This window comes from Rhodanobacter sp. B05, from assembly GCF_002001085.1.
Classification (GTDB): domain Bacteria; phylum Pseudomonadota; class Gammaproteobacteria; order Xanthomonadales; family Rhodanobacteraceae; genus Rhodanobacter.
The window spans coordinates 98627-125391 of record NZ_MUNU01000019.1 but is presented as its reverse complement, the minus strand read 5'-3'; the positions used below and the strand labels follow the sequence as shown (position 1 = coordinate 125391).

General features: G+C 65.2%; 25 protein-coding genes. 13 read left to right on the top strand and 12 right to left on the bottom strand.

Annotated features, from left to right (window positions below; translation table 11 throughout):
- The first annotated feature begins 1 nt into the window (after position 1).
- Together carB and greA are read left to right on the top strand one after the other, a co-directional pair.
- The gene (carB, locus tag B0E47_RS14060; RefSeq protein WP_077514905.1) at positions 2-3229 is read left to right on the top strand and encodes a carbamoyl-phosphate synthase large subunit; all 3228 of its coding nucleotides are present in this window, start codon (positions 2-4) and stop codon (positions 3227-3229) included.
- Positions 3226-3702: a transcription elongation factor GreA gene (gene greA, locus B0E47_RS14055; protein WP_077514904.1), complete on the top strand. Its 477-nt coding sequence runs from the start codon at positions 3226-3228 to the stop codon at positions 3700-3702. Before carB ends, greA begins: the two co-directional genes overlap by 4 nt.
- Before the next feature lie 102 nt (positions 3703-3804).
- Here greA and ykgO read toward each other — a convergent pair whose 3' ends face one another.
- The 4 genes from ykgO to B0E47_RS14035 form a co-directional block, all read right to left on the bottom strand.
- Positions 3805-3930: a type B 50S ribosomal protein L36 gene (gene ykgO / locus B0E47_RS14050; protein WP_007080705.1), complete on the bottom strand. Its 126-nt coding sequence runs from the start codon at positions 3928-3930 to the stop codon at positions 3805-3807.
- 62 nt (positions 3931-3992) lie between these two features.
- The gene (locus B0E47_RS14045) at positions 3993-4904 is read right to left on the bottom strand and encodes a LysR substrate-binding domain-containing protein (RefSeq protein ID WP_077514903.1); all 912 of its coding nucleotides are present in this window, start codon (positions 4902-4904) and stop codon (positions 3993-3995) included.
- Positions 4905-5130: 226 nt separating this feature from the next.
- Positions 5131-7149, bottom strand: a complete 2019-nt coding sequence (locus tag B0E47_RS14040; protein WP_077514902.1) for an NADPH-dependent 2,4-dienoyl-CoA reductase — start codon at positions 7147-7149, stop codon at positions 5131-5133.
- 87 nt (positions 7150-7236) lie between these two features.
- Complete coding sequence (locus B0E47_RS14035; RefSeq protein WP_077514901.1) at positions 7237-7494, bottom strand: acyl-CoA-binding protein; 258 nt, start codon at positions 7492-7494, stop codon at positions 7237-7239.
- Between the two features lie 112 nt (positions 7495-7606).
- Between B0E47_RS14035 and cmk the strand changes: the two genes are divergently transcribed.
- From cmk to B0E47_RS13985, 10 genes are all read left to right on the top strand, one after another.
- Entirely contained in the window at positions 7607-8287 is a 681-nt protein-coding gene (gene cmk, locus B0E47_RS14030) for a (d)CMP kinase (RefSeq protein WP_077514900.1), read from the top strand.
- 177 nt (positions 8288-8464) lie between these two features.
- Positions 8465-10138, top strand: coding sequence for a 30S ribosomal protein S1 (gene rpsA, locus B0E47_RS14025; protein WP_077514899.1), 1674 nt, complete (start codon positions 8465-8467; stop codon positions 10136-10138).
- 70 nt (positions 10139-10208) lie between these two features.
- The gene (locus B0E47_RS14020; RefSeq protein WP_077514898.1) at positions 10209-10508 is read left to right on the top strand and encodes an integration host factor subunit beta; all 300 of its coding nucleotides are present in this window, start codon (positions 10209-10211) and stop codon (positions 10506-10508) included.
- Between the two features lie 155 nt (positions 10509-10663).
- Positions 10664-10912: a LapA family protein gene (locus tag B0E47_RS14015; RefSeq protein WP_077514897.1), complete on the top strand. Its 249-nt coding sequence runs from the start codon at positions 10664-10666 to the stop codon at positions 10910-10912.
- Positions 10909-12081, top strand: a complete 1173-nt coding sequence (gene lapB, locus B0E47_RS14010) for a lipopolysaccharide assembly protein LapB (protein WP_077514896.1) — start codon at positions 10909-10911, stop codon at positions 12079-12081. The genes B0E47_RS14015 and lapB overlap by 4 nt, the downstream gene beginning before the upstream one ends.
- A gap of 7 nt (positions 12082-12088) precedes the next feature.
- Positions 12089-13114 carry a glycosyltransferase family 4 protein gene (locus B0E47_RS14005; RefSeq protein ID WP_077515370.1) on the top strand — a complete coding sequence of 342 codons (1026 nt, stop codon included), beginning with the start codon at positions 12089-12091 and terminating at the stop codon, positions 13112-13114.
- Positions 13101-14999, top strand: a complete 1899-nt coding sequence (locus tag B0E47_RS14000) for a nucleoside-diphosphate sugar epimerase/dehydratase (protein ID WP_077514895.1) — start codon at positions 13101-13103, stop codon at positions 14997-14999. Before B0E47_RS14005 ends, B0E47_RS14000 begins: the two co-directional genes overlap by 14 nt.
- On the top strand, positions 14996-15871 hold the full coding sequence (galU, locus tag B0E47_RS13995) for a UTP--glucose-1-phosphate uridylyltransferase GalU (RefSeq protein WP_077514894.1): 876 nt from the start codon (positions 14996-14998) through the stop codon (positions 15869-15871). Before B0E47_RS14000 ends, galU begins: the two co-directional genes overlap by 4 nt.
- Before the next feature lie 107 nt (positions 15872-15978).
- On the top strand, positions 15979-17268 hold the full coding sequence (locus B0E47_RS13990) for an FAD-binding oxidoreductase (protein WP_077515369.1): 1290 nt from the start codon (positions 15979-15981) through the stop codon (positions 17266-17268).
- The gene (locus B0E47_RS13985; protein ID WP_077514893.1) at positions 17265-17612 is read left to right on the top strand and encodes a tRNA-binding protein; all 348 of its coding nucleotides are present in this window, start codon (positions 17265-17267) and stop codon (positions 17610-17612) included. Before B0E47_RS13990 ends, B0E47_RS13985 begins: the two co-directional genes overlap by 4 nt.
- A 30-nt stretch (positions 17613-17642) precedes the next feature.
- Here the strand turns inward: B0E47_RS13985 and B0E47_RS13980 are convergent, their stop codons facing one another.
- The 8 genes from B0E47_RS13980 to B0E47_RS17065 form a co-directional block, all read right to left on the bottom strand.
- Entirely contained in the window at positions 17643-19253 is a 1611-nt protein-coding gene (locus tag B0E47_RS13980; RefSeq protein ID WP_077514892.1) for a tryptophan halogenase family protein, read from the bottom strand.
- Positions 19254-19377: 124 nt separating this feature from the next.
- Entirely contained in the window at positions 19378-20310 is a 933-nt protein-coding gene (locus B0E47_RS13975; RefSeq protein ID WP_077514891.1) for an MBL fold metallo-hydrolase, read from the bottom strand.
- Positions 20311-20380: 70 nt separating this feature from the next.
- Positions 20381-21037 carry a DNA oxidative demethylase AlkB gene (alkB, locus tag B0E47_RS13970; RefSeq protein ID WP_077514890.1) on the bottom strand — a complete coding sequence of 219 codons (657 nt, stop codon included), beginning with the start codon at positions 21035-21037 and terminating at the stop codon, positions 20381-20383.
- Complete coding sequence (locus tag B0E47_RS13965) at positions 21034-21765, bottom strand: 2OG-Fe(II) oxygenase (protein ID WP_077514889.1); 732 nt, start codon at positions 21763-21765, stop codon at positions 21034-21036. Before B0E47_RS13965 ends, alkB begins: the two co-directional genes overlap by 4 nt.
- Entirely contained in the window at positions 21762-22841 is a 1080-nt protein-coding gene (ada, locus tag B0E47_RS13960; RefSeq protein WP_077514888.1) for a bifunctional DNA-binding transcriptional regulator/O6-methylguanine-DNA methyltransferase Ada, read from the bottom strand. The genes B0E47_RS13965 and ada overlap by 4 nt, the downstream gene beginning before the upstream one ends.
- A gap of 171 nt (positions 22842-23012) precedes the next feature.
- On the bottom strand, positions 23013-23714 hold the full coding sequence (locus B0E47_RS13955) for a pirin family protein (RefSeq protein ID WP_077514887.1): 702 nt from the start codon (positions 23712-23714) through the stop codon (positions 23013-23015).
- Positions 23715-23834: 120 nt separating this feature from the next.
- Positions 23835-25409, bottom strand: a complete 1575-nt coding sequence (locus B0E47_RS13950; protein WP_077514886.1) for an SDR family oxidoreductase — start codon at positions 25407-25409, stop codon at positions 23835-23837.
- A 73-nt stretch (positions 25410-25482) separates the two neighbouring features.
- Entirely contained in the window at positions 25483-25650 is a 168-nt protein-coding gene (locus B0E47_RS17065; RefSeq protein WP_168171076.1) for a hypothetical protein, read from the bottom strand.
- 153 nt (positions 25651-25803) lie between these two features.
- Here B0E47_RS17065 and B0E47_RS13945 point away from each other — a divergent pair, with 153 nt between their 5' ends.
- Positions 25804-26760 (top strand): hypothetical protein, encoded by a 957-nt coding sequence (locus B0E47_RS13945; RefSeq protein ID WP_077514885.1) that lies wholly within the window; start codon positions 25804-25806, stop codon positions 26758-26760.
- The last annotated feature ends 5 nt before the right edge of the window (positions 26761-26765 follow it).

The window sequence follows — 26765 nt, the reverse complement described above, 5'->3', positions numbered from 1 at the left end:
GATGCCCAAGCGTACCGATATCAAGAGCATCCTCATCATCGGTGCCGGCCCGATCGTGATCGGCCAGGCCTGCGAGTTCGACTATTCCGGCGCGCAGGCCTGCAAGGCGCTGAAGGAAGAGGGTTACCGGGTGATCCTGGTGAACTCCAACCCCGCCACGATCATGACCGACCCGGAAACCGCCGACGCGGTTTACATCGAGCCGATCAACTGGCAGACGGTCGAGCGCATCATCGCCAAGGAGCGGCCGGACGCGGTGCTGCCGACGATGGGTGGCCAGACTGGCCTCAACTGCGCGCTCGATCTCGCCGACAACGGCGTGCTGGAGAAGTACAACGTCGAGCTGATTGGTGCCAGGCGCGAAGCGATTCGCATGGCGGAAGACCGCGAGCTGTTTCGCGTCGCCATGGGCGAGATCGGACTGGAATGCCCCAAGGCCGAGATCGCGCGCACGTTCGAGCAGGCGCTGGAAACCCAGGCCAAGGTCGGCTTCCCGACCGTGATCCGACCCAGCTTCACGCTCGGCGGCTCCGGTGGCGGCATCGCGTACAACCGCGAAGAGTTCGAGGAGATCGTCAAGCGCGGTCTGGAGCTTTCACCGACGAGCGAGGTGCTGGTCGAGGAATCCGTACTCGGCTGGAAGGAATTCGAGATGGAAGTGGTCCGCGACACCGCGGACAACTGCATCATTGTGTGCTCGATCGAGAACCTCGATCCGATGGGCGTGCATACCGGCGACTCGATCACCGTGGCGCCGGCGCAGACGCTCACCGACAAGGAATACCAGCGGCTGCGCGATGCATCCATCGCGGTGTTGCGCAAGATCGGCGTGGATACCGGCGGCTCCAACGTGCAGTTCGGCATCAATGCCGAGGACGGTCGCGTGGTCGTCATCGAGATGAATCCGCGCGTGTCGCGTTCGTCCGCGCTGGCATCGAAGGCCACCGGTTTTCCGATTGCCAAGATCGCGGCGAAACTGGCGGTCGGTTACACGCTGGACGAGCTGAAGAACGACATCACCGGCGGCCTGACCCCGGCCTCGTTCGAGCCGTCGATCGACTACGTGGTCACCAAGATTCCGCGCTTCGCGTTCGAGAAGTTTCCCTCCGCCGACGCGCGCCTCACCACCCAGATGAAGTCCGTGGGTGAGGTGATGGCGATGGGCCGTACCTTCCACGAGTCGCTGCAAAAAGCGCTGCGCGGGCTGGAGATCGGCAAGACCGGCCTCAACCCGACCGGGCTGGACATCAGCACCGAGGCCGGCGTGGCTACGCTCAAACGCGAGCTGCGCGAGCCGCGTCCGGACCGCGTATTCCATCTCGCCGACGCGTTTCGCGCCGGCCTGACGCTGGAAGAAGTCCACGGACTGAGCCGGGTCGATCCGTGGTTCCTTGCCGCCTTCGAGGACATCGTGCTGGCCGAGGCGGAGGTTGCGGCGCAGGGCATCACGGCGCTCGACGCGCCGCGCGTGCGCGAACTGAAACGGCTCGGCTTTGCCGATGCGCGGATCGCCGAATTGCTGGGCACGGACGAGGCGGCGGTACGCCATCTGCGCCACACGCTCGGTGTGCGTCCGGTCTACAAGCGGGTGGATTCCTGCGCGGCCGAGTTCGCCACCAGCACGGCCTACATGTATTCGACCTACGAGGAAGAATGCGAAGCCAACCCGACCGATCGTGACAAGATCATCGTGCTCGGCGGCGGCCCGAACCGGATCGGGCAGGGCATCGAGTTCGACTATTGCTGCGTGCACGCCTCGCTGGCGCTGCGCGAGGATGGCTACGAAACCATCATGGTCAACTGCAATCCGGAAACCGTGTCGACGGATTACGACACTTCGGATCGCTTGTACTTCGAACCGCTGACGCTGGAAGACGTGCTGGAAATCGTCCATGTCGAGAAACCGAAGGGCGTGATCGTGCAGTACGGCGGGCAGACTCCGCTGAAGCTGGCACGGGCGCTGGAGGCGGCCGGCGTACCGATCATCGGCACCAGCCCGGATTCGATCGACCTGGCCGAGGACCGCGAGCGCTTCCAGCACATGATCGAGAAGATCGGCCTGAAGCAGCCGCCGAACCGCACCGCGCGCAATGCCGACGAGGCGCTGGCGCTGGCGCGTGAGATTGGTTATCCGCTGGTGGTGCGGCCGAGCTACGTGCTCGGCGGCCGCGCGATGGAAGTGGTGCACGACGACGCCGATCTGTCGCGTTACATCCGCGACGCCGTGAAGGTGTCGAACGATTCGCCGGTGCTGCTGGACCGCTTCCTCGATCACGCGGTCGAGGTCGACGTGGACGTGATCGCCGACGCCGAGGGCAACGTGCTGATCGGCGGCATCATGGAGCACATCGAGGAAGCCGGCGTGCATTCGGGCGATTCGTCCTGCTCGCTGCCGCCGTATTCGCTGAGCGCGGAGATCCAGGACGAGATGCGCCGCCAGGCCACCGCGATGGCGAAGGAGCTGAAGGTCATCGGCCTGATGAACACCCAGTTCGCGATCCAGGGCGACACGGTGTTCATCCTGGAAGTGAATCCGCGCGCCTCGCGCACCGTGCCGTTCGTGTCCAAGGCCACCGGCGTGCCGCTGGCGAAGATCGCTGCCCGCGTGATGGCCGGTCGTTCGCTGGCCAGCCTGGGTGCGACGCGCGAAGTGATTCCCGCGTACTACTCGGTGAAGGAGGCGATCTTCCCGTTCCTGAAGTTCCAGAATGTCGATCCCATCCTCGGCCCGGAAATGCGTTCGACCGGTGAAGTGATGGGCGTGGGCCGCAGTTTCGGTGCCGCATTCGCGCGCGGTCACGAAGCGGCGGGAATCCGCCCGCCGACCGTAGGCAAGGTGTTCCTGTCGGTACGTGATGGCGACAAGGAGCGTCTGTTGCCGGTGGCGAAAGAGGTCATTGCGCGCGGTTTCAGCCTGGTTGCAACATCAGGCACCGCGAGTTATCTGGCCGGGCATGGTGTGGCCTGCGAGCGCGTCAACAAGGTGCTTGAGGGGCGTCCGCATATCGTCGATTCGATCAAGAATGGCGAGATCGTCTATATCGTCAACACCACCGAGGGAAAGCAGGCGATCGCCGACTCTTTCTCGATCCGGCGCGAGGCATTGCAGCATCGCGTCACGTATTCCACGACCGTGGCCGGTGCCCGCGCGCTGGTGCACTCGCTGGATTTCCGCGGTGACGGCGAGGTTCACAGCCTGCAGGAATTGCACAAGGAGCTCAGCGCATGAGTCGTCCGCCGATTACCAAGGCTGGTTCCGAACGCCTGCGTGCGGAACTGGAAAAGCTGAAATCCACCGATCGCCCGCGCATCATTGCAGCGATCGCCGAGGCGCGGGCCCACGGCGACCTCAAGGAAAACGCCGAATACCATGCGGCGCGTGAGCTGCAAAGCTTCACCGAGGGGCGCATCGCCCAGCTGGAAGCCCTGCTGTCGACGGCCGAGGTGATCGATATCGCCCGGCTCAACCCGGGCAAGAGGGTGGTGTTCGGGGCAATCGTCGATCTGGAGGACGAGGACAGTGGCGCCGCGGTGACCTACCAGATCGTGGGTGACCTCGAGGCCGACATCAAGCAGCGCCTGATCGCGGTGACCTCGCCGATCGCCCGCGCGCTGATCGGCAAGAGCGCGGGCGACAGCTTCGAGTTCACTGCCCCCAACGGCGTCAAGCATTACGAGATCATCGACGTCCGCTACGAGTGACGGTGATCTGGCGTTGCGGCGGCGTGGTCGCCGCAAGCGGTATCCTCAGCCACAAAAAAGGCCGCGCATGCGGCCTTTCTGCGGCATCGTTCCACGCTGGACTCAGCGCTGACGAGCCTTGAAACGGGGATTGCTCTTGCAGATCACGAACACCTTGCCGCGACGACGCACGATCTTGCAGTCGCGGTGCCGCGCCTTGGCGGACTTCAAAGAGTTAAGCACCTTCACGGCCAGCTCCTGACACTAAAAGAAAAATTCAAGCTCGCAAGTATAGCCATTCCAATGACTTGTCACAAGCTCGGTGCGACCGACGTTTCTGCCACGGTGGCCAGGAATTGCTGCAGGGCGGGGGACTGGTCATCGGCACGGCACGCCACGGCCAGCAGCAGGAAGGCGTCGGGATCCTCCAGGGGCACATAGCTGACGCCGCCGAGGCGTACCGCGCGCAGACTGGCCGGCACCAGCGCCAATCCCAAGCCGGCGGCGACCAGCGCCAGCAAGCCATTGATCTGCTGGGCCTGTTGCACGATGGATGGCTGGAATCCGGCGTTGTTGGCCAGGGTTACCAGGCGGTCGTACAAGGTGGCGGCGAGTTCGCGCGGCTGGGATACAAACGAGTCACCGGCAACCTCGGCCAGACCGAGGCTGCTGTGACCTGCCAGCGGATGCCTGGCTGGCATGGCCAGCAACAGCGGCTCGCGGTCGATCACATTCAAACGCAGGCGACGGGCATCCTGCGCATGCACCGGTTCGCTGCGTACAAAGCCGGCATCGATCTCGTCGGCGAGCAGGGCGGCGAACTGCGGTTCGGTATACATCTCGACCAGCTTCAGGCCGACCCTGGGCGCGATCTGCCCGTAGCGCAGCAAGGTCCGCGGCAGCGCCGGGTGAAACGAGACCGAAACCGTATAGGCCAGGCGCAAGTGACCGCTGTAGCCCGCCGCGGCGGCAGCCACCTGGCCCCGTGCCTCGTCCGCCTTGGCCAGGATCTGCCGGGCCTGTTCAAGAAAGACCCGCCCCGGTTCGGTCAGTTTGACCTGGCGCTTGCTGCGCTCCAGCAGTCGCACGCCAAGGTCCTGCTCCAGCGACTGGATCTGCTGGGAAAGCGGGGGTTGCGACAGATGCAGGCGCAAGGCGGCACGCGTGAAGCTCAGCTCCTCGGCGACGGCCACGAAGTAGCGCAACTGGCGGAAGTCGAACATATAGCGATTTCGAATTAATCAGGCACGAAATATATATTGGATACTTTATCGCGTCGATCATAAACTCCCCTTCGTCCCGCCACTTCCCCTCCCCCCTAGTGGCGGCGGCCCTCGCCCCGCAGCGACGCTAAATACGACATCCGGTTCAACTCCCCCCCTGAACCCATGTCGATGCGTCTCCCCTGCGGGGCGCTTTTCTTTTCCGCCGTCGGTGACTTGCCGCGGCTCAGATCGTGCCGGCGAGGCGGGTGCCCTGATCGATGGCGCGCTTGGCATCCAGCTCGGCTGCCACGTCGGCGCCACCGATCACGTGCACGGTCAGGCCGGCGGCGATCAGCTCTTCGGCCAGGCCGCGGTTGGGCTCCTGGCCCGCGCATACCACGACGTTGTCGACCGGCAGGATCTGCGGCTTGCCATCCACGGTGACGTGCAGACCCTGATCGTCGAAGCGCTCATAGCCGACCTTGCCCAGCATGGTTACCCGCTTGGCTTTTAGCGTGGCGCGGTGCACCCAGCCGGTGGTCTTGTTCAGTCGTGCGCCGGGGCGCCCCTCGCTGCGCTGGAGCAACCAGACCTGTCGCGTCGGCGTTTCCGGGCGCGGGGGCTGCAGTCCGCTGCGCTTTTCGAGAGTCATGTCCACGCCCCATTCGCGGGTCCAGCGCGTTACATCGGTCGTGGGCGATGGCGCTGCCTCCACCAGATACTCGGCGACGTCGAAGCCGATACCGCCCGCGCCGATGATCGCCACCTTCGCGCCAACGCTCTGGTGACGGGCAAGTACATCCAGATAACTCAGCACACGCGGATCATCGCTGCCGGGGAAGCTCACCGTGCGCGGGGTGATACCGGTGGCGATCACCACTTCGTCATAGCCACCGGCATGCAGTAACGCCGCATCTGCGGTCTGGCCCAGTCGCACGTCGACGCCGGCATCGCTCAGTCGATGACGGAAATAGCGCAGTGTCTCGTGGAATTCTTCCTTGCCCGGGATCTGCCTGGCGTAGTTGAACTGGCCGCCAATCTCGCGGGCTTTATCGATCAGCGTCACGGCATGGCCACGCTCGCCCAGGTTACTGGCGCAGGCCATGCCGGCTGGTCCGGCACCAATCACCGCAATGCGCTTGCGCGTGCTGGCCGGCTCGATCTTCAGCTCGGTCTCGTGACAGGCGCGCGGATTGACCAGACAACTGGCCCGCTTGTTCTGGAACACATGATCGAGGCAGGCCTGGTTGCAGGCGATGCAGGTGTTGATGCGCTCGCTGCGGCCGGCCTTCGCCTTGTTCGCCCAGGCAGGATCGGCCAGCAGCGGGCGCGCCATCGACACCATGTCGGCTTCGCCGTCGGCCAGGATGCGTTCCGCCACCTCGGGCATGTTGATGCGATTGGTGGCTACCAGCGGGATTGCCACCTCACCCTTGAGCTTCTGCGTGACCCAGGCGAAACCGGCGCGCGGCACGCTGGTGACGATGGTGGGGATGCGCGCCTCGTGCCAGCCGATGCCGGTGTTGATGATGCTGGCGCCAGCGGCCTCGATGGTCTTGGCCAGCGCCACGATCTCGCTCCAGTCCTGGCCGTCCTCGACCAGGTCAAGCATCGAAAGACGGTAGATGATGATGAAGTCGGGCCCCACGGCTTCGCGCGTGCGGCGCACGATTTCGACCGGAAAACGCATCCGTCGCGCCGCATCGCCGCCCCACGCATCGCTGCGCCGGTTGGTGCGTGCGGCGATGAACTGGTTGATCAAATAGCCTTCCGAACCCATGACCTCGACGCCATCGTAGCCGGCGTCCCGGGCGCGCCTCGCGCAATGCACGAAATCGTTGATGGTGCGCTCCACCCCACGCGCGGAGAGCGCGCGCGGAGTGAACGGGGTGATTGGCGACTTGATCTTTGAGGGCGCCACCGACAACGGGTGGTAGCCGTAGCGCCCCGCGTGCAGGATCTGCATGCAGATACGCCCGCCCTCGGCGTGCACGGCGCGGGTCAGTTTGCGATGGCGCGGCTTGTGCCAGGGCAGCGTGAGCCGGCCGCCGAACGGTTTCAGCCACCCCTCGATGCTGGGTGAGATGCCGCCGGTGACCATCAGGCCCACGCCGCCGCGGGCCCGTTCGGCGAAATACGCCGCCAGCTTGTTGTAGTCGCTGGCTTTGTCCTCCAGCCCGGTATGCATCGATCCCATCAGGATCCGGTTGGGCAAGGTGACATGACCCAGATCGAGCGGGGCAAACAGGTGGGGATAGTTCATGCGATCCACGGAGGGCTCAAACGATCGTATGAATGTGCCGGTGTTCGGTCCCCGAAAGCAAGCGCTGCGGAGACGTCGCCCTTCGTGTCAGGCCAGTAGCTGCTGTACCAGTGCGATGTAGCGACGCATGGCTTCCTCTTCGGGGACGCCGTTCAACTGCGCCCAGGCTTCGTGCTTGGCGGTGCCGACGAAGTCGAAGAAGCCGGGCTGGGCACGCTTGAGATCACCCTCGGAGCCTTGCTTGTAGAGTGCATAGAGCTTCAGCAAGGTGTCGTTGTCCGGGCGTTTGGCCAGTTGCTTGACATCCCGGGCTGCCTGGTCGAACTCGCGACGAAGATCGTTCATCAGCTGGATGGGACATCGCTTGCAGGCTGGGTAGACCGGCTAGATAGCACGCGTTGCCGGTGCGGTCAACGCGCTAGACTGCCGGTTTTTCCCATGCCGCCAGGATGTTGTCATGAGCCATGCCACCCCCGTTCCCGTACTCACCATCGACGGGCCGTCGGGATCGGGCAAGGGCACGGTCAGCGCCCTGGTGGCCGAGCGACTGGGCTGGCGGCTGCTGGATTCGGGCGCCTTGTACCGGGCGGTAGGCTACGCCGGGGGCATGGGCGGGGTGGATTTGTCGGATGTGGAGGCGGTGACCCGCTGCGCGCAGCAAACCAGGATCCAGTTCCGGGCGGCCACGGACGGTGGCGAAACCCGGGTGATCGTCAACGGCCACGACGCCACCGACGAGTTGCGTACCGAAACCGCCGGTGCGGCCGCCTCGGCGATTGCCTCGATGCCGACCGTGCGCGAGGCCCTGGTGGCGCTGCAGCTGGGCTTTCGCAAGACGCCCGGGCTGGTTGCGGACGGGCGCGACATGGGTACGGTGATCTTCCCTGACGCGGCGCACAAGGTTTTCCTCACAGCGAGTGCCGCCGAGCGGGCGAAAAGACGCTATAAGCAGTTGAAGGAAAAGGGGCTCAGCGTTACACTTGGCGGCCTTCAGCGCGAAATTGAGGCGCGTGACAGCCGCGATGCATCGCGTGCGGTCGCGCCACTCAAGCCCGCCGATGATGCCGTACTGGTGGACACCACCGGTATGGGTATCGACGAGGTCGTTGCGAAAGTACTTGCTGTCGTGCGGTCCTGAGCGGATTGCACGGCAGCTTTTGTGCCCCTGCCGCGGCAGGGGGTTTTGACTCACGGTGGCGACGATCGGCTCTGCGAGCCGTCGAAGACATCCCCAACCGGTGGACCGGAAAGTTCGTGCGCAATACCCAATCAGGGCGCGACGGATCCGATGGTCTTTTCCCATTATGGAATCAACATGACTGAAAGTTTTGCCGAACTGTTTGAACAGAGCCAGCAGGCCATCTCCAAGCTGAAGCCCGGCGCCATCGTCACCGGCATCGTTGTGGAAATTCGCAACGACGTCGTCGTGATCAATGCAGGCCTGAAGAGCGAAGGCATCGTCCCGATCGAGCAGTTCAAGAGCGAAGACGGGGTGCTGGAGGTGCAGGTTGGCGACGAGGTGAAGGTAGCCCTCGAAGCCCTGGAAGACGGTTTCGGCGAAACCAAGCTGTCGCGCGAGAAGGCCAAGCGCTCGATGGTGTGGGACGACCTGGAGCAGGCGTTCGACAAGGAAGAGACCATCGTCGGCATGATTTCCGGCAAGGTCAAGGGTGGTTTCACCGTCGACATCAAGGACGTCCGCGCGTTCCTGCCGGGCTCGCTGGTCGACGTGCGCCCGGTGCGCGAGCCGACCTACCTCGAGGGCAAGGAACTCGAGTTCAAGATCATCAAGCTGGACCGCAAGCGCAACAACGTGGTGGTCAGCCGCCGCGCCGTCGTCGAGACCGAGTTCTCCGAGGAGCGCGAGAAGCTGCTGGAGCGCCTGACCGAGGGTGCCGTCGTCAAGGGTGTGGTGAAGAACCTCACCGATTACGGCGCGTTCGTGGATCTGGGCGGCATCGACGGCTTGCTGCACATCACCGACATGGCGTGGAAGCGCGTGCGTCATCCGTCCGAAGTGGTCAACGTCGGCGACGAGCTGGACGTGCGCGTGCTGAAGTACGACAAGGAGCGCAACCGCGTTTCGCTGGGCCTGAAGCAGCTGGGCGACGATCCTTGGGTGAACATCTCGCGTCGCTACCCGGTCGGCAGCCGCATTTTCGGCAAGGTCTCCAACGTCACCGATTACGGCTGCTTCGTCGAGATCGAGCCGGGCGTGGAAGGCCTGGTGCACGTGTCCGAGATGGACTGGACCAACAAGAACGTCAACCCGGCCAAAGTGGTTCAGGTCGGTGACGAGACCGAAGTGACGGTGCTGGACGTGGATGAAGAGCGTCGCCGCATCTCGCTGGGCATCAAGCAGACCCGCTCGAACCCGTGGGAAGCCTTCGCAGCGATGCACAAGAAGGGCGACAAGGTCTCCGGCCAGATCAAGTCGATCACCGATTTCGGCGTGTTCATCGGCCTGGACGGCGGCATCGATGGCCTGGTGCACCTGTCCGACATCTCCTGGCAGGTATCCGGCGAAGATCTCGTGCGCGATTTCAAGAAGGGCGAGGAGATCGAGGCCGTGGTGCTGGCGGTGGATCCGGAGCGTGAGCGCATCTCGCTGGGCATCAAGCAGATGGAGCAGGACCCGTTCGGCCAGTTCATGGCGGCCAATCCGCGTGGCAGCATCGTCAACGGCACGGTCAAGGAAGTCGATGCCAAGGGTGCGGTGATCGACCTGGGCGAAGGCGTCGAGGGTTATCTGCGCGCCAACGACATCGCCAAGGAGCGCATCGACGATGCCACCTTGCACCTGAAGGTGGGCGACAAGGTCGAGGCCAAGTTCACCGGCATGGATCGCAAGGGTCGCCAGCTGGCACTCTCGATTCGCGCCAAGGACGAGGAAGACGTTCCCGAGGCCGCGGTGGACTACTCCTCTGCCGCCAGCGGCACGACCAAGCTCGGCGCGCTGTTGAAGGAACAGTTCAACAAGGCCGACTGATCGCCAGTTGCAGCACGACGCGGGGCGGCATTCGCCGCCCCGCTGTTTCACGTCACGGACATTGGGGCCCATGACCAAATCCGAATTGATCGAAGCGCTGGCACGACGCCAGACCCATCTTGCGTTTGCCGATGTCGAGATGGCCGTCAAGAGTGTGATCGAACAGATGAGCCAGGCACTGGCCCAGGGCGAGCGCATCGAGGTGCGCGGTTTCGGCAGCTTCGCGCTGCATTTCCGGCCGCCCCGCATGGGTCGCAACCCGAAGACGGGTGAAGCCGTGGCCCTGCCCGGCAAGCACGTTCCTCATTTCAAGCCAGGCAAGGAATTGCGCGAGCGGGTCAACCTTGATCTGGAAGGCGATGCCGGTTGAGGCGTCCCTGAAGATCGACCACGAGGCAGGCGGCGCGTGCCGTTCCTGCCTTTTTTGGAGATCGACCACGCCATCGGGTTGACGCTGACCGGCCGCTGAGGCCGACGAAGCCCTGCCGCCTGTGCCAGTCACGGCCAATCGGGTAAAGTTCGACCATGCGATTGCTTGCCATCATCACCCTGGTCGTCTTTGTTGCCGCCGGCATCGTGCTCGGGGCGCTCAATGCCGGGATGGTCGACTACGATTTCGGATTTGCCCAGGTGCAACTGCCGAAGGGGGCCGCCCTGCTGGGAGCCCTGGTGATCGGCTGGTTGCTGGGCGGGGTGAGCGCATGGCTGGGCGTGCGGCCGCGGCGATCGCGCCAGACGTCGCGCGCGGACAAGCATCCGTCGGCCAAGCCATGAATTCTCTCTATGTGCTGACTGCGTTGCTGCCCGTTGCCTTCGTGCTGGGCTGGTGGGCTTCGCGCCAGGCCGGCGCGCGGCGCTCCGGCGCCGAGGTCAGCGAGCTGTCATCGGACTACTTCCGGGGCCTGAATTACCTGCTCAACGAGGAGCAGGACAAGGCGATCGAGGTGTTCCTCAAGCTGGCCGAATACAACCGCGACACGGTGGAGACGCACCTGGCGCTGGGCAACCTGTTTCGTCGCCGCGGCGAAGTGGACAGGGCGATCCGGCTGCATCAGCACCTGGTTTCGCGGCCGGGCCTGTCGGACCCGATGAAGACGGTGGCCCTGCTCGAACTGGGTGAGGATTACATGCGTTCGGGGCTGCTCGATCGCGCCGAAGCGTTGTTCGCCGACCTGGTGGCGATGGATTCGCATGCGCCCTCGGCATTGCGCCACCTGATTGCGATCTACCAGCACGAGCGCGACTGGCACAAGGCCATCGAGCACGCCCGACGCCTGGAAGTGATGACCGGCGAGGACGAGGCACCGGTCATCGCCCAGTTTTATTGCGAACTGGCTGAGCGCGCACGCCAGCACGGCGCGCGCGCAGAGGCACGCGATTACCTGCGCCAGGCATTCGACAGCCAACCCGATTGCGTGCGTGCGTTCATGCTCACCGGGCGACTGCATGCGGAGGATGGCCAGCATGCCGACGCGGTCGCCTCATTCGAGGCGGCAATCAGGGCCGACAGTGCGTTCACGCCGGACATCCTGCCGCCGCTGCTCAACAGCTATGCCCGCTCGCAGCAGATGGAACGTGCCGAGGCCTTCCTCAGCGACATGCTGGGGCGCTACCACGGGGTGTCGCCGATACTTGCACTGACCCATATCTACCGGCAGCGCGACGGCGAGCGTGCTGCCATCGACTTTCTGACCACACAGTTGCGCCAGCGTCCGTCGGTGCGCGGGTTGATGGCTCTGCTCGATGCGACGATGGACAAGATCGAGGGTGAAGCACGCGAGAACTTCCTCATCCTGCGCGACCTGACCAGAAAGCTGCTGGAGGGGCAGGCGATGTACCGCTGCAACCGATGCGGCTTCGGCGCCAAGGCGCACCACTGGCAATGCCCGAGTTGCAAGAGTTGGAGCACGATCCGCCCGATCCATGGCGTTGCCGGCGAGTGAGATGACGATGTTCACGACCATCGGATGGTTGCTGGCCAGCTTCTCGATCACCGTAGTCATCGTGCGGGCGGCGATCGGCTATGCGCATCGGCGTGGCCTGCTCGATCAGCCCGGCCAGCGCCGCTCGCACACCCGCGCGACTCCGCGCGGTGGCGGTATCGGCATCGTGCTGGCGATGCTGGTCTGCCTGCTCGGCGCAAGCTGGGTTCTGCCGGGAAAGGCGTGGTGGCATCCGGTGCCGGGTGGCCTGTGCGCCGCGGTGCTGCCGGTGGCGCTGGCTGGTTGGTGGGACGATCACCGTTCGTTGCCCATTTTGCCGCGATTGGGCGCGCAGGTGCTTGGGGTCGGCGTGTTTTCGCTGAGCCTGCTGGCCACGGGCACGCGTTGGTGGTGGTTGCCCTTGTTGATCGCCGGCGGTGTCTGGAGCATCAACCTGCACAATTTCATGGATGGCATCGACGGCCTGCTGGCCCAGCAGGCAATCTTCGTCGGCGCGGGCCTGGCCACGCTGGCATGGGCGGCGGCCCAACCGGTGCTTGCCCTGGCCGCGGCCTGCATGGCCGGTTCGGCGCTGGGGTTCTGGTGTTTCAACCGGCCGCCGGCGCGCATTTTCATGGGCGACGTGGGCAGTGGCAGCGTAGGCCTGCTGATTTTCGCGTTCACCGCGATGCTGTGGCAGGTCGATCCGTCACTGCTGTGGCCGGCGCTGATCCTGTCCTCTGCGTTCCTGGTGGATGCCAGCCTGACCCTGCTCACGCGGATGTGGCTGGGGCGACGCTGGCATGCTGCCCACCGCGAGCATCTATACCAGTGGATGGTGCGGCGGGGCGGAACGCATGCCAGGACGGACGCCGCCTACCTGGGCTGGAACCTGCTGGTGGCCGCGCCGATGGGCTGGTTGGCCTGGAGTCATCTGCACGCGGCATTGACGACTACCATGGTCGCCTATGTCGGCGCGGCGGTCGCCTGGCTGTACCTGAAACGTCGCTTGCTGCGGCGCCACCCGATCAAGGCACCCCATGTCACTGCGTAAGTCTGTCGCCTTCATCCATCCGCGCATCGCGGTCGTGCTGCACGACCTGCTGGTCACCGCCATCGCCTGGTGGATAGCGAAGTGGCTCCGTTATGCGCTGCGGCCCGACGAAGTCGTCAGCTTCCAGCTGCTTGAATTTCCGGTGGTGCTGCTGGTGCAGGGCCTGATTTTCCGCTGGACCGGCCTTTACCGGAGCGTGTGGCGTTTCGCCAGTCTGCCGGATCTGTGGAACATCGTGCGGGCGTCGGTGATCGGTGCCCTGTCCATTGGCCTGTGCCTGTTCCTCTATGATCGGCTGGAGGGCGTGCCTCGCTCGGTGCTGTTGCTCTATCCGGGTTTGCTGACACTGCTGCTGGGCGCCCCCCGGCTGGTCTACCGGTACTGGAAGGACAGCCGCACCGAACTGCTGAAGGATCAGAGGGCGAAGCGGGTGCTGATCGTCGGTGCCGATCGGGCCGGCGAGGTATTGTCGCGCGACCTGCGTCGCGACAACCGCTATACCGTGGTCGGCTTCGTCGACGACAAGCCAGGCCTGCGTGGCGCCAGCATCAATGGCCATCCCGTGCTGGGGCGATTCGACCAATTGCCTGAATTGGCGCCCGAGGCGGCCGTGGACATGCTGCTCATCGCACTGCCCGGTGCGTCCACTGCCGAGATGAGGCGGGTGGTTGCCCTGTGCGACAGTACCGATCTGCCCTATCGGACCGTGCCACGGCTTGAGGATGTCGTCGCCGGGCGGGCGTACATGAACCAGATCAAGGAAGTGGCGATCGAGGACCTGCTCGGCCGCGATGCGGTGGAACTGGACTGGACCGCGATCCGCGAAACGCTGAGTGGCCGTCGCGTGCTGGTGACCGGCGGCGGCGGCTCGATCGGATCGGAGCTGTGCCGGCAGGTCGCCCGCTTGGGCGCGCAGTCGCTCACGGTGGTCGAGCTGAGCGAGTACAACCTGTACCGGATCACCCAGGAACTGCGCGCCGACTTTCCGGAACTGATTCTCGACGGCGTCCTTGCCCACTGCGCCGACCAGACGGCGATGCGCAAGGTATTCGAGGAAGCGCAACCGGAAGTGGTGTTCCATGCGGCGGCCTACAAGCATGTGCCGATGCTGCAGGGGCAGTTGCGTGCGGCATTCGGCAACAACGTGCTGGGTACCCGCGCGGTGGCCGACGCTGCCTGCGCCGTCGGGGTGAAATGCTTCGTGTTGATCTCCACCGACAAGGCCGTCAATCCGACCAGCGTGATGGGTGCATGCAAGCGCGTGGCCGAGATCTATTGCCAGAACCTCAACGCACAGACCGACACCCATTTCATGACGGTGCGATTTGGCAACGTGCTGGACTCGGCCGGGTCGGTGGTGCCGCTGTTCCGTCGGCAGATCCGCGAGGGCGGTCCGGTGACCGTGACGCACCCGGAGATCTCGCGCTACTTCATGACCATCCCCGAGGCCTGCCAGCTGATCCTGCAGACGGCGAGCATCGGCAAGGGCGGCGAGATCTTTGCCCTGGACATGGGCGAACCGGTCAAGATCCGCGACCTGGCCGAGCAGATGATCCGCCTTGCCGGCAAGAAGCCGGGCAGCGAAGTTCCGATCATCTACACCGGCCTGCGCTCCGGCGAGAAGCTGTTCGAGGAATTGTTCCATCCGCTGGAAAATTACAGCGCCACCGAGCATGCCAAGATTTTCCTGGCGCAGCATCGCGAGGTTTCGTGGGAGCTGCTGCAGGCGCTGCTTGGCAAGGCGATCGAGGCCGTCGCTGCCTTCGATGAGGAAGAACTGCGCCGCTGCGTGTCCAGTCTGCTGCCATCGTTCCGTTGGAGCGAGTCGTCGCAGCCGGACAATGTGGTGTCGATCCGTCGTGCCAACCCGGAGATCAATGAGTGAGCAAGCCGCTGCGCAAGGTTGTGTTTCCCGTCGCCGGACTCGGTACACGCTTTCTTCCGGCGACCAAGGTGGTCGCCAAGGAAATGCTGCCGGTACTGGACAAGCCGTTGATCCAGTACGCGGTCGACGAAGCCGTTGATGCCGGGGCCGATACCCTGATCTTCGTCACCAACCGCTACAAGCATGCCATCGCCGATTACTTCGACAAGGCCTACGAGCTGGAGGCGAAGCTGCAGGAAAAAGGCAAGGCGGAGTTGCTCGCCCTGGTGCAGGGCACCTTGCCGCGGCATGTGCGGGCGATCTTCGTGACCCAACCCGAAGCGCTGGGCCTGGGCCATGCCGTGCTGTGTGCCAAGCCGGTGGTGGGCGACGAGCCGTTTGGCGTGGTGCTGCCCGATGACCTGCTGTGGAACGGCACCGGCAAGGGCGCCTTGCGGCAGATGACCGAACTGGCTGAAGCACAGCAAGCCGGCGTGATCGCGGTGGAGGAAGTGCCGCACGACGAGACCGACAAGTACGGCATCGTCGATGCCACTCCCGTCGACGAGCGCAGTGCGTCAATCCGCTACATGGTCGAGAAGCCCAAGCCCGCCGACGCACCGTCCAACCTGGCGGTCGTCGGCCGCTACGTGCTGCCCGGTCGAATCTTCCATCTGCTGGAACAGACCACGCCGGGTGCGGGCGGCGAGATCCAGCTGACCGATGCGATCGAGGCGCTGCTGAAAGAGCAGGGCAAGGTGCTGGCCTACCGCTTTGAAGGCATCCGCTTCGATTGCGGCAACAAGGCCGGCCTGGTGCGCGCCACCATGCACATGGCGATGCAGGATCCGAAACTGGCGCCCACCGTACGCGCATTTCTGGATCAGCTCTGAGCGGGGAGTGAGGGCCCCGGGGGACCCTCCGACGATTTCGTGAGTAGCGCTGGCACGTAGCTGGAGGGTTATGCTTGCCCGGCTTCGGGCTTGCGCATGGACAATTCCTGCAAATGAACGCGTCCGCTTCCTACTATCGCGCCACGGCCAAGCCATACGCAGCCTACGAACCCTTGCAGGGCCGTGCGCACGCGCGGGTGGCTGTCATCGGTGGCGGTTTTGCCGGTCTCAACACCGTGCTCGGGCTGGCCGAGCGTGGCGTGCGGGATGTAGTTCTGCTGGAGCGCGAGCAGGTGGGCTTCGGCGCGTCCGGCCGCAATGGCGGCTTCGTCTTCGCCGGCTATTCGCTTGGCGAGCAGGCGCTGCTCGATCAGCTGGGCGAGCAACGGGCCGCGGCGCTGTTCAGCCTCACCACGGCAGCGGTCGAGCGCATCCGACGACGCATCACCGACCACGCGATCAGCTGCGATGTCGTGGACGAGGGCGTGATCTGGGCCAACTGGTTCCGCGATCCGGCGGTATTGCGCCAGCGCCAGCAATTGCTGGCCGGACATTATGGCGTGCAATGGCAATGGCTGGCTGAAGAAGAACTGCGCCACTGCATTCGCAGCGAGCGTTACCACGATGGCCTGTTCGAACGGGACGCGCTGCATTTGCACCCGCTCAACTACGCGATCGGCCTCGCTTCAGCGGCGGCTGCGCAAGGTGTACGAATCCACGAAAACAGTGGTGCCCTCGGCCTCGCGCGCGAAGGCTTGCAGTGGCGCCTGCGTACCGCGCAAGGTGAGCTGCTTGCCGATCAGGTGGTGCTGGCCTGCGGCGGCTATCTGGCCGGCCTGCAAAAGGCGATCGATCGGGCCATCCTGCCGATCGCCACCTACGTGATGGTCACCGAGCCGCTTGGCGATCGACTGGACGATTGCCTGCGCACCCGCGCAGCGATCTACGACAGCCGCTTCGCCTTCGACTACTACCGCGCATTGCCTGACAGCCGCTTGCTGTGGGGTGGACGCATCTCGGTGTTGAACCGTTCGCCCGCCGCGGTGCAGAGGCTGCTGACCCGGGATCTGCTGCGCGTCTTTCCGCAGCTTGCCGGGGTGCGGATCGACTACGCCTGGTCGGGCCTGATGAGCTACGCACGCCACCAGATGCCGCAAATCGGCGGTGATGGCAACGGCCTTTGGTGGGCGCAGGGGTTTGGCGGGCATGGCCTGGCGCCCACCTGTGCCGCCGGCGAATTGCTGGCGGCAGCGCTCGCCGAGGGCGACGATGGCTGGAAACAGTTTGCCGACTATGGCCTGGACAATACCTGGCGACCGTTCGGGTATCTTGGGGCGCAGGCGAGCTACTGGTGGCAACAGGGTCGCGATTGCCTGAAGACGAGGCTGGAAGGATGAGCGAGATGGATATTTCCGAGATCAGCTGGGCCGACTTCGAGAAGGTGCTGGTGGTGGCCGGCACGGTGACCCGGGTGGAGCCGTTTCCCGAAGCGCGCAAGCCGGCATGGAAGGTATGGGTGGACTTCGGCCCCTACGGCGAGAAGAAGACCAGCGCGCAGATCGCCGCGCTTTACCGCGCCGAAGACCTGCTTGGTCGGCAGATCGTGGGCGTGATCAACTTCCCCGAAAAACAGATCGGTCCATTCCGCTCGCAATTCCTGCTCACCGGCTTTCCCACGGAGGAGGGCGTGGTACTTACCGCACTGGAACGGCCGGTGCCCGATGGCACGCGGCTGGGTTGAGCAGGCGGCGTTCGCCGCAGAACCCGTGGCCTACCAGAGATACACCTGCAGCGACGGCTCGGTGGATCGAAGCGGAATCCGCTGCAGCAGTTCGCGCTGGTCGGGGTAGTTCAGTGCGCTGCGCTCCAGCAGATTGTCGATCTGCGTGAGGTCGTGCTGCGCCTCCTCGGGCGTCGGCGGACGCAGGTCCTGCGGTTCCGGAAACAAGCCCATGCCGGCGAGCAGGCTGTACCAGGACAGGGTCGGGTAGCCCTGGCCGAACACGCCCCTCTTCAGGCCCGGGATGATCGGCTTGCTGGACAGCCAGGTGGCGAGCAGTTGCTTGAGCGGATGGGAGAGGTTGGTGTTGGCCGCATTGGCGCGCCAGTAGTCGGTGTCGGTGCGCGTATTGGTCTTGTAGTGGGTGACGATGTAATCGCGGGTGCCTTCCAGCTGGCCATTGATGGTCTGGTTGAACGTCGTTCGCGCGGACTCGCCGAGGTCGCCTTTTTCGAGCACGGCAACCAGCATGTTCGCGGTGCGCTGCGCGAACAGCAGGGTGGTGGCCTCGAGCGGCTCGACGAAGCCCTGCGACAGGCCGATCGCAACGCAGTTGCGGTGCCAGCTCTCGGTGACGCGTCCCACGCGCATCTTCAGATGGCGCGCGGGGGCGTCGGCATCGAGCATTCCCAGATGGGTGCGCAGTTCGGTCTCGGCTTGTTCGGGCGAACAGAAATCGGTGCTGTAGACGTAGCCGTTGCCATAGCGGTTGGTCAGCGGAATCTTCCAGGCCCAACCATGCTTGAGCGCGGTGGAGATGGTCTGCGACATGATCGGCCCGTCCAGCGGCGTCGGCAGCGCCACCGCGGCATTGTTGAACAGGTTCTCCGCGTAGGGCACGAACGGGACCTTCAGTGCCTTGCCGATCAGCAGCGAGGCGAAGCCCGTGCAATCGACGAAGAAGTCCGCATCCAGCGTCTCGCCGCCTTCGAGGCGCAGCGAATCGATATCGCCGTTCTCCTTCAGGATCACCTCGTTCACATGGCGCGGCACATGGCGCACGCCACGTTCCAGTGCCTTCTTCAACAGGAAGGCGCCGAGCAGGCTGGCGTCGAAATGGTAGCCATGCCAGATGTCGAACGGGAAACTGCGCACCGGTTTGGGTGCCCGGCAGTCGCGCGCCAGCCGGTTGGCGATGAAGAAACGGTCGGGGTGCGCATGCACGTCCGCATGGTTCAGGCGCGCGTGCACGTTGTTGATGAATTGCGTCATGGTCAGGTTGTCGAGCATCGACGCGAACGCGTGAAAGTAACTCTCGAAACCTGGCCGGGTCGACCACTTGTCGAAGGTGATGCCGTTCTTGTAGGTGGCGTTGCAGGCGGGCATCCATTCCGCCTCTTCGATGCCGAGATCCTGGAAAAAGCGGCGCAGGTACGGCGTCGAGCCTTCGCCCACGCCGATCGTGCCGACCTGCGGCGATTCGATCACCGTCACCTGGAGTCTCGATCCATAGGCCGAGTTGGCCAGGGTCAGCGCCGTCATCCAGCCGGCGGTGCCACCGCCGACCACGACGATCCGGCGCAACGGCGGGTCGGCCTCGACACGCGCACCGGCATGATGTGCGGTTTCAGTCTCGTTGAACGGGTAGCTTGTGTCCGACATGGCTTGGGTCGATGGCTTGGCGAGGCAATGGCCAAGAGGAATCCATTTCGGCATGGCGGTCAATAGGCAGCGCGGGTGTCCAGTGACCTGTAGCCACGCTTGACGACCCGAAGCACGGAGCGAATCAGGCAGTGGCGCGATCCAGCCAGACCTCCAGCCCCTGTGCGTTCAGCTCGATGTCCATCCGCAGCAGTTGCTCCAGCGCGTCGCGCCCCCCGGTCCAGCCGTGCGCCTTGGCGCGAGCCGCGTACAACCCGGCCAAACCATCGACCAGTCGGCTGTGCCTGTCCGCGTCGGCGCCAGCCTCCAGCGCCAGCGTCACCATGGCGTCGATCTGCACATGCAGGTCGCCGGCCAAGCGGGCGACGTCTTCGATACGGCCGAAGTGGGTGGGGTACATCGCCACCGGCTGCAGCGCAACCAGGCGATCGATGGAGGCATGCAGTTCCTCCGGATCGAACTGTACCGGCGAGGTGGTTGGGAGGATGAACGGACCCTTCGCGGTATCGAATTCGCGATAGGACAGGCCGAACACGTCGCCGGTGAAACACACGTTCGCCCGTTCGTCGTGGATCGCGTTGTGATGTTTCGCATGGCCCGGGGTGTCGAGAGCGCGCAGGATGCGGCCCGCGAGATTGATCTGGTGCCCATCGCCGGCCTCGACCACGCGTTCGGCGGGCACCGGACGCAACCGTCCATATTCCCGTTCCATCACTTCCTCGCCGTATACCGCGCTGGCGCCGGCCCACAATTTTGACGGGTCGATCATGTGGCGTGCACCGCGCGGGTGAACCAGCAATTGCGCATGCGGCAAGCGCGCGATCAATTCGCCGGCACCGCCGGCATGATCGAGGTGCACATGGGTGAGGATCAGCCAGTCCACGTTCGCCGCCGTCAGGCCGGCGCGTTCCAGGGCGGCCAACATGCGCGGCACGGAATGATTGGTGCCGCAATCGATGAAGGCGGCATGGCCGCTCTCGACCACCAGGTAGGCGGCATCGAAACCCGGGCGCACGAAGCCTGTATCGATGACATGGATGCCTTGGGGCTGGGTCATGACTGTCTCGAAACTCCAACGATGGATCGAGGGTAGCATTTGCTGCCGGGTTGGCACCCGCGTGCGTTGTTCAACCGGCCCGGCGCAGGGTGAGATTGATCCGGCAGTCGCCCAGCACGCCGTGATGGTTCGGCTTCAAGGGCAGCACGCCGTGATGGCGCAGCCGCGCCGGGCCGCCCCATACGACCACGTCGCCATGCGCCAGCGGCACGCGCAGCTGTCGATCGGATCGCTGCAGGCCACCGAACAGGAATACCGCCGGAATGCCCAGCGAGACGGACACGATCGGGTGGCCCAAGTCACGCTCGTCGCGATCCTGATGCAGGCTCAAGCGCGTGCCTGCTTCGTAGCGGTTGACCAGGCAGGCATCCGGCACGAAGCCGGCAAAGCCGGCGTGCGCGGCGGCGGCCCCGGCCAGTTGCCGGAAAACCGGCGGCATCGGTGGCCACGGCTGGTCGCTGTACGGATCGATCGGATCGTAGCGATAGCCGCGGCGATCGCTGACCCAGCCCAGCGGCCCCGCATTGGTCATGCCCACCGACATGCGAAAACCGCCGGGGGTGATCAGATGGCGAAACGGCGCCTGCGCCACGATCGCATCGAGTGCCTGCAGCAGCGGCGCTTCGTCGGCCAGCGCAAACCCGCGCAGGACCACCGCGCCTGCGCACAAGGGCTCATCCCGGCGAACCGGCGCGGGCGCAGCGGCGAACAGGTCGGCCGTGCTCATGTGGCGTCGTGGAAGATGATGCCGAGCGTATGCCGATGACCACCGCGCACGCGGCTGACGCCGTGACGCAGGTTCACCCGGTAGTTGCCGCGAGTGCCTTGCACCGGCCGCTGATGGACGGCAAACAGCACCGCGTCACCCTGGCGCAACGGCACCACCTCGGCGCGCGACTGCATGCGCGGGCGCTGCTCGGTCAGCACGAACTCGCCGCCATGGAAATCGCGCCCCGGCTCGGACAGCAGGACCGCCATCTGCAGCGGGAATACGTGTTCGCCGTACAGATCCTGGTGCAGGCAGTTGTAGTCATCGGCACCGTATTGCAGCAGCAGCGGGGTAGGGCGCTGCTGGCCGGCCGCATGGCAGCGTTCGATGAAGTCGGCGTGCGTGGCGGGGTAGTGAACCGCCATGCCCATCGATGCATTCCAGCGATTCGCGATCGGTACCAGTCGGGAATAGACCGCTGTGCGCAGCGCGACCACCAGCTCAGGCAGCGGATAGCTGAAATAGCGGTATTCGCCGCGGCCGAAACCGTGGCGACCCATCACCACGCGACCGCGAAACCGCCCATCGTCCTCGTACTGGCTGGCCAGCGCCGTACATTCCAGCGGTGACAGCAGGGCCTCCAGCATCGCATAGCCGTGAGCATCCAGATCTTCCGCAACACGACCCCAGTCGTGCACGCGCAGCCGGCTACCGGCATCGACGACAGGTTGCAACTGCGCATTCATGCCTTTGCCTCGCACTCCAGCAGGACACGCTTGCGTTGCACGCCCCAGCGGTAGCCGGACAGGCCGCCGTCGTTGCGCACCACGCGATGGCACGGGATTGCCACCGCCAGCATGTTCGCCGCACAGGCCCCGGCCACGGCGCGCACGGATTTGGGTGAACCGATGCGTCGGGCGATCTCGCTGTAGCTGACCGTGCTTCCGGCCGGAATGTCGCGCAGCGCCCGCCACACGCGCTGCTGGAACGCGGTGCCGCGCACGTCCAATGGCAGGTCCAGGCCGATCGCCGGCGCCTCGATGAAACCGACCACCTGCGCCACCAGTTGCTCGTAATCGCGGTCGCCGCCGATCAAGCGGGCCTTCGGAAAACGATCCTGCAGATCGTGCGCCAGCGTGTCGGGATCGTCGCCAAGCAGGATCGCGCATACGCCGCGTTCGCTCTGCGCGACCAGGATCGAGCCCAGCGAACACTCGCCGATGGCGAAGCGGATCTCGCTGCCGGCACCGCCGGCGCGATAGTCCGATGGCGTCATGCCCAGCACCTGGCCGGCGGTTTCGTAGAAACGGCTGCTGGCGTTGTAGCCGGCGTCGAAGATCGCCGAGGTCACCGAGGTGCCGTGCGCCAGTTCGTTGCGTACACGGCGACTGCGATGTGCCGCGGCGTATTGCTTTGGGGTCACGCCGGTGACGGCCTTGAACACGCGATGGAAATGGAATGGACTGAGCCCGGTCGGCTGCGCCAGCTGGTCCAGCGTGGGGATCGCCTCGGCCTGCTCGATCATGCGACAGGCGGCAGTGACCATGGCCGCATGCTGCTCCGCCAGCGACGGCTGGTCGGGCTTGCAGCGCCTGCACGGGCGAAAACCGGCGCGTTCCGCATCGGCCACCGTGGCGTGGAACGCCACGTTTTCCGGTCGCGCCGGACGGGCTCCGCAGGAGGGTCGGCAGTACACGCCGGTGGTTTTCACCGAATAGAAAAACTTGCCGTCGGCACCTGCATCGTGCGCCTGCACCGCAGCCCAGCGCGGGTCGGCCAGGGTGATCGCGGCTAGTTCGGGTTGTTTGTCGAGGGTTTTCATGGCTGTTCCTCCCGGAAGATTATCGCGTGCAGCCAATCTAGGGATCCCCCGGCCCGGCCACACTCCGGCTCTTGCGGTCGAATTCGAATAACACGGTAGGAGCGCACCCTGTGCGCGATGCTTTCCGTGACGTGACGAAGAGCATCGCGCACAGGGTGCGCTCCTACCGGTTCAGGCTGCAGTGTCGACCAGCACCAACTCGGCATCCGCCAGCGCGGTCACCCGCAGCACGGATTCGTCGCGGATCGCGGCGCCGTCGCGGGCATCCAGCTGCACGCCGTTGAGCTCGACCGAACCGGTGGCCGGCACGAGGTACGCATAACGGCCAGCACCCAGCGTGTACTCGGTGGTTTCGCCGGCCCTGAGCGTCGCACCCAGCACGCGTGCGTCGGTGCGCAGCGGCAAGGCTTCGGTATCCTCCTTGAAGCCACTGGCCAGCGCCACGAAGCGGCCCGAGCGTTCGCCCTTCGGGAACGGTCGTGCGCCCCACGACGGCGGCTTGCCGCTTTCATCGGGGATGATCCAGATCTGGAAGATGCGCGTGGCGCCCGGTTCCACGTTGTATTCGGCGTGGGTGATGCCGCTGCCCGCGCTCATCACCTGCACGTCGCCGGCCTCGGTGCGGCCTTCGTTGCCGAGGCTGTCCTTGTGGCTGATCGCGCCTTCGCGCACGTAGGTGATGATTTCCATGTCCGCGTGCGGGTGCGGCGGGAAGCCGCTCTGCGAGGCGATGGTGTCGTCGTTCCACACGCGCAGCGCGCCCCAGCCCATGCGCGCGGGGTCGTTGTAGCCGGCGAACGAAAAATGATGTTTCGCCTTGAGCCAGCCGTGGTCGGCTCCGCCCAGGCTGTCGAAGGGTCTGCGTTCAATCACGGCGGTCTCCTCTCCTCATCGCGCCGGAACGGCGCCCGGACATAACATGAGGCTACGTGGTATCGCCTGAAACGGGCGCGAAGGAAACAGATTGTCTTTGTTTCGGCGTCAGCGGCCGGATTACCAGTCGGTCGGCCGGTAGTCCTTCAGGAACTGGCCCCACACATGCTCGCCGGTGTTGATGCCGCTGATGATCGGGTCGACGATGCGCGCGGCGCCGTCGATGATGTCCAGTGGCGGGTGGAAGCGTTCTTCGGCGACCTTGCGCGCGGCCAGTGCCGCCGGATCCTCGTCGGTCACCCAGCCGGTGTCGACGCTGTTCATGTGGATGCCGTCGTTGTGGTAATCCGTGGCCGAGGTGCGCGTCATCATGTTCAGCGCGGCCTTGGCCATGTTGGTGTGCGGGTGGCGGGTGGTCTTGAAGTTGCGGTAGAACTGGCCTTCCATCGCCGACACGTTGACGATGTGCTTGTCGCGTTCGGCCGTGCGCAGCATCAGCGGCTTCAGCCGCGCGTTGATGATGAACGGCGCGATCGCGTTGACCAGTTGCACTTCCAGCAATTCCACCGACGGCACCTCGGCCATCAGCAGCCGCCAGGAATTGCGCTCGCGCAGGTCGACCTGCTGCAGATCCTGGTCGAGCCGGCCTTCGGGAAACAGGTGGCTTTGCGCCAGCAGTTCTTCGGGCAGCAGCGGTACTTGCGACAGTTCGGCGGCACGGGTCAGGCCGGGGACATTCGATTCGCGGCCGCCCAGCGTCAGCGCCGCGGCACCGGTCTGCGGCAGGATGTTGGCGCCGCGCAGCCCTTCGTAATGGCCAACCAGCTGGCGCAGGTGTTCGGGCATGTCATGCAACGCGGCGGTTTCGCCGTCCATCATGTGCGCGTAGAAATCAGGGGGGCGGCGCACCGTTTGGCAGGCGTTGTTGATGATGAAATCCAGCCGCGGCCGGGTCGCCACCAGTTCCTGGCAGAACGCCTCGACGCTGGGCGTGTGGCGCAAGTCCAGCCCGTAGATCTGCAGGCGCTGGCCCCATTCGGCGAAGTCCGGTTCTTCGGCGTAGCGTGCCGCCGAATCGCGCGGGAAACGCGTGGTCACGATCAGCTCCGCGCCTGCGCGCAGCAGCTTCAAACCGGCCTGGTAGCCGATCTTCACCCGGCCACCGGTCAGCAGCGCGACCCGGCCGTGCAGGTCGACCAGTTCGGTGCGCTTGGCGTAGTTGAAGGCGGCGCAATCCGGACACAGCTGGTCGTAGAAGAAATGGATGGCGCTGTATTTCCGCTTGCACACGTAGCAGTGCTTCGGCTCGATCGACTCGCGCGGTTGCGAGGTGTCCTGGTCCGGGGCGATGTCGTGCGCCAGGAAGCCCTGCGGCGCGAACACGTTCGGCGTGGTGAATACCGGCCGGCGACGCAGCGTGCGGATGCCGGTCCGGTCGAGCACGCTGTCCTCGGCCTGGATCTTCGCGGCATGCCTTGCCTTCTCGGCCGCCTTCAGCCGGATCCGGCGCGCACCGGGGTCGGGATGGTAGACGCTTGCCACTGCCTGGTGCAGGCGCTGGCGATCCTCGGTGGGCAAGCGGTCCAGCAATTGTCGATCGTCCGCCACCGCTTCCAGCAGTTGCGCGGCGGCGCGCAGGCGCGTTAGCAACTCGGCTTCCGGGTTGTCGGCGGGGGGCTGTTCGGCAATGGTCATGATCGGGCGGTCGGTCGCATGCGCGTGTCTGGAGGTAGCGTGCCGTTGTCTGTCGGGCAGATTTGGCGTGGTGTCAGCCGCCCATGATGCCTGCTTTGTCCGAACTGCGGTAATCGTGGCGCCGATTTGCCTCGCCGGCGGTGTGCGGCGTTGCGGGATTGGGTGCTGTCGCACATTCCGTTGCGGCGGCCTGTGCCATGGTCTGCTCCAAGTCGTCCGGCAGCGACGACGGATAATCCATCAAGGCACATTGCGGCGTTTGCGGAGTCGAACCCACGATGGCCCTCGGCGAGAAGGTCAGTTTGTGCGCGCGTCCATAACAGCAGTCGTCCCTCCGCCACGGGCCTCCTCGGCCACCCCCCCGGTTCTTTCCAAATCCAGCCTTGCCCTCCTGTTGAACGACCTGCCCACGGCGCATCCGGCGCTGCCGATCGGGCGCCGGCTGGTCGGGCAGGACTGTCATGGGCTGAGCCGTCTGCCGGTTCACCTCGGCAAGGCGCGGGTTGTCCGGCATGACACCCGCATCCGCTTCGTCTACCTGCCGGCGCATGAAGCTCACGATCCTTGTGCCGCCTATCATCAGCACCTGGTCAGGGCCGAAGTGCTGCTTGCTCGCGTGATGGCTGCGCATGCTGCGGGCCTGCGTCCGATCGCCCCGGCCCTCGATGACGCCGCCGAGGCGCGCGCCACGGTAAAGCCGCCGCGCGACCTGTTTCCGGCGACCACGCTGGAATATCGCCGCTGGTACCACGACGATGGAACCGCGCGAGCGCAGCCGTTGACCCAGGAGGCTCTCGCCGGACAACTGGCTGCCGTCGGGCTGTCCATGCGCGAGGCGTTTGATCGCGCCATCCATCGTTCGCACGCCTTGCCCGCGGCAGACCAGGCCTGGCTGGTTCGCCGGCGCGCCCTGCCGCTGGCGCAGCGACCGCTCAACCGCGGCGAGTTCCTTGCCCTGGTTGCTGCCCTCGATGGCGCCTGGCGGGTTCCCGCGGGGGCGCGGCACATGGCCTGCGCAAATCGCCGGATCGCCTTGCGGGTGGTCGCGGCGCTGGCCGGCATGCTCGACGAATATGTCGCGCCGCCATTTGCCGTGGCCGCCCTGAACGAGGCGTTCAACGAATGCCTGCTCGCTCGTCTGCGCCAGACCATCGAGGCCTCGCGTCAGGCCGGTTCGGCCGGTGGTGTTCTTCTGGCGGGCCCCAAGGCCTGGTTCGCCGCCAAGGCGGCACGCATGCGCGCCGAGCACCAGATAGGCCTTGCCATGGCGCCAGGTACGCACCCTTCGTCGTCACTGCACGGGGCAGGCGGCTTCGCGCTGAGCACCAAGCCGCTGGCCGCCGTCGGCTGAAGCGG

Bases quoted from the DNA above. Each gene is read 5' to 3' on its own strand.
- carB (WP_077514905.1), top strand. From the start codon at position 2: ATGCCCAAGCGTACCGATATCAAGAGCATCCTCATCATCGGTGCCGGC.
- greA (WP_077514904.1), top strand. From the start codon at position 3,226: ATGAGTCGTCCGCCGATTACCAAGGCTGGTTCCGAACGCCTGCGTGCG.
- B0E47_RS14045 (WP_077514903.1), bottom strand. From the start codon at position 4,904: ATGTTCGACTTCCGCCAGTTGCGCTACTTCGTGGCCGTCGCCGAGGAG.
- B0E47_RS14040 (WP_077514902.1), bottom strand. From the start codon at position 7,149: ATGAACTATCCCCACCTGTTTGCCCCGCTCGATCTGGGTCATGTCACC.
- B0E47_RS14035 (WP_077514901.1), bottom strand. From the start codon at position 7,494: ATGAACGATCTTCGTCGCGAGTTCGACCAGGCAGCCCGGGATGTCAAG.
- cmk (WP_077514900.1), top strand. From the start codon at position 7,607: ATGAGCCATGCCACCCCCGTTCCCGTACTCACCATCGACGGGCCGTCG.
- rpsA (WP_077514899.1), top strand. From the start codon at position 8,465: ATGACTGAAAGTTTTGCCGAACTGTTTGAACAGAGCCAGCAGGCCATC.
- B0E47_RS14020 (WP_077514898.1), top strand. From the start codon at position 10,209: ATGACCAAATCCGAATTGATCGAAGCGCTGGCACGACGCCAGACCCAT.
- B0E47_RS14015 (WP_077514897.1), top strand. From the start codon at position 10,664: ATGCGATTGCTTGCCATCATCACCCTGGTCGTCTTTGTTGCCGCCGGC.
- lapB (WP_077514896.1), top strand. From the start codon at position 10,909: ATGAATTCTCTCTATGTGCTGACTGCGTTGCTGCCCGTTGCCTTCGTG.
- B0E47_RS14005 (WP_077515370.1), top strand. From the start codon at position 12,089: ATGTTCACGACCATCGGATGGTTGCTGGCCAGCTTCTCGATCACCGTA.
- B0E47_RS14000 (WP_077514895.1), top strand. From the start codon at position 13,101: ATGTCACTGCGTAAGTCTGTCGCCTTCATCCATCCGCGCATCGCGGTC.
- B0E47_RS13985 (WP_077514893.1), top strand. From the start codon at position 17,265: ATGAGCGAGATGGATATTTCCGAGATCAGCTGGGCCGACTTCGAGAAG.
- B0E47_RS13980 (WP_077514892.1), bottom strand. From the start codon at position 19,253: ATGTCGGACACAAGCTACCCGTTCAACGAGACTGAAACCGCACATCAT.
- B0E47_RS13975 (WP_077514891.1), bottom strand. From the start codon at position 20,310: ATGACCCAGCCCCAAGGCATCCATGTCATCGATACAGGCTTCGTGCGC.
- alkB (WP_077514890.1), bottom strand. From the start codon at position 21,037: ATGAGCACGGCCGACCTGTTCGCCGCTGCGCCCGCGCCGGTTCGCCGG.
- B0E47_RS13965 (WP_077514889.1), bottom strand. From the start codon at position 21,765: ATGAATGCGCAGTTGCAACCTGTCGTCGATGCCGGTAGCCGGCTGCGC.
- ada (WP_077514888.1), bottom strand. From the start codon at position 22,841: ATGAAAACCCTCGACAAACAACCCGAACTAGCCGCGATCACCCTGGCC.
- B0E47_RS13950 (WP_077514886.1), bottom strand. From the start codon at position 25,409: ATGACCATTGCCGAACAGCCCCCCGCCGACAACCCGGAAGCCGAGTTG.
- B0E47_RS17065 (WP_168171076.1), bottom strand. From the start codon at position 25,650: ATGGATTATCCGTCGTCGCTGCCGGACGACTTGGAGCAGACCATGGCA.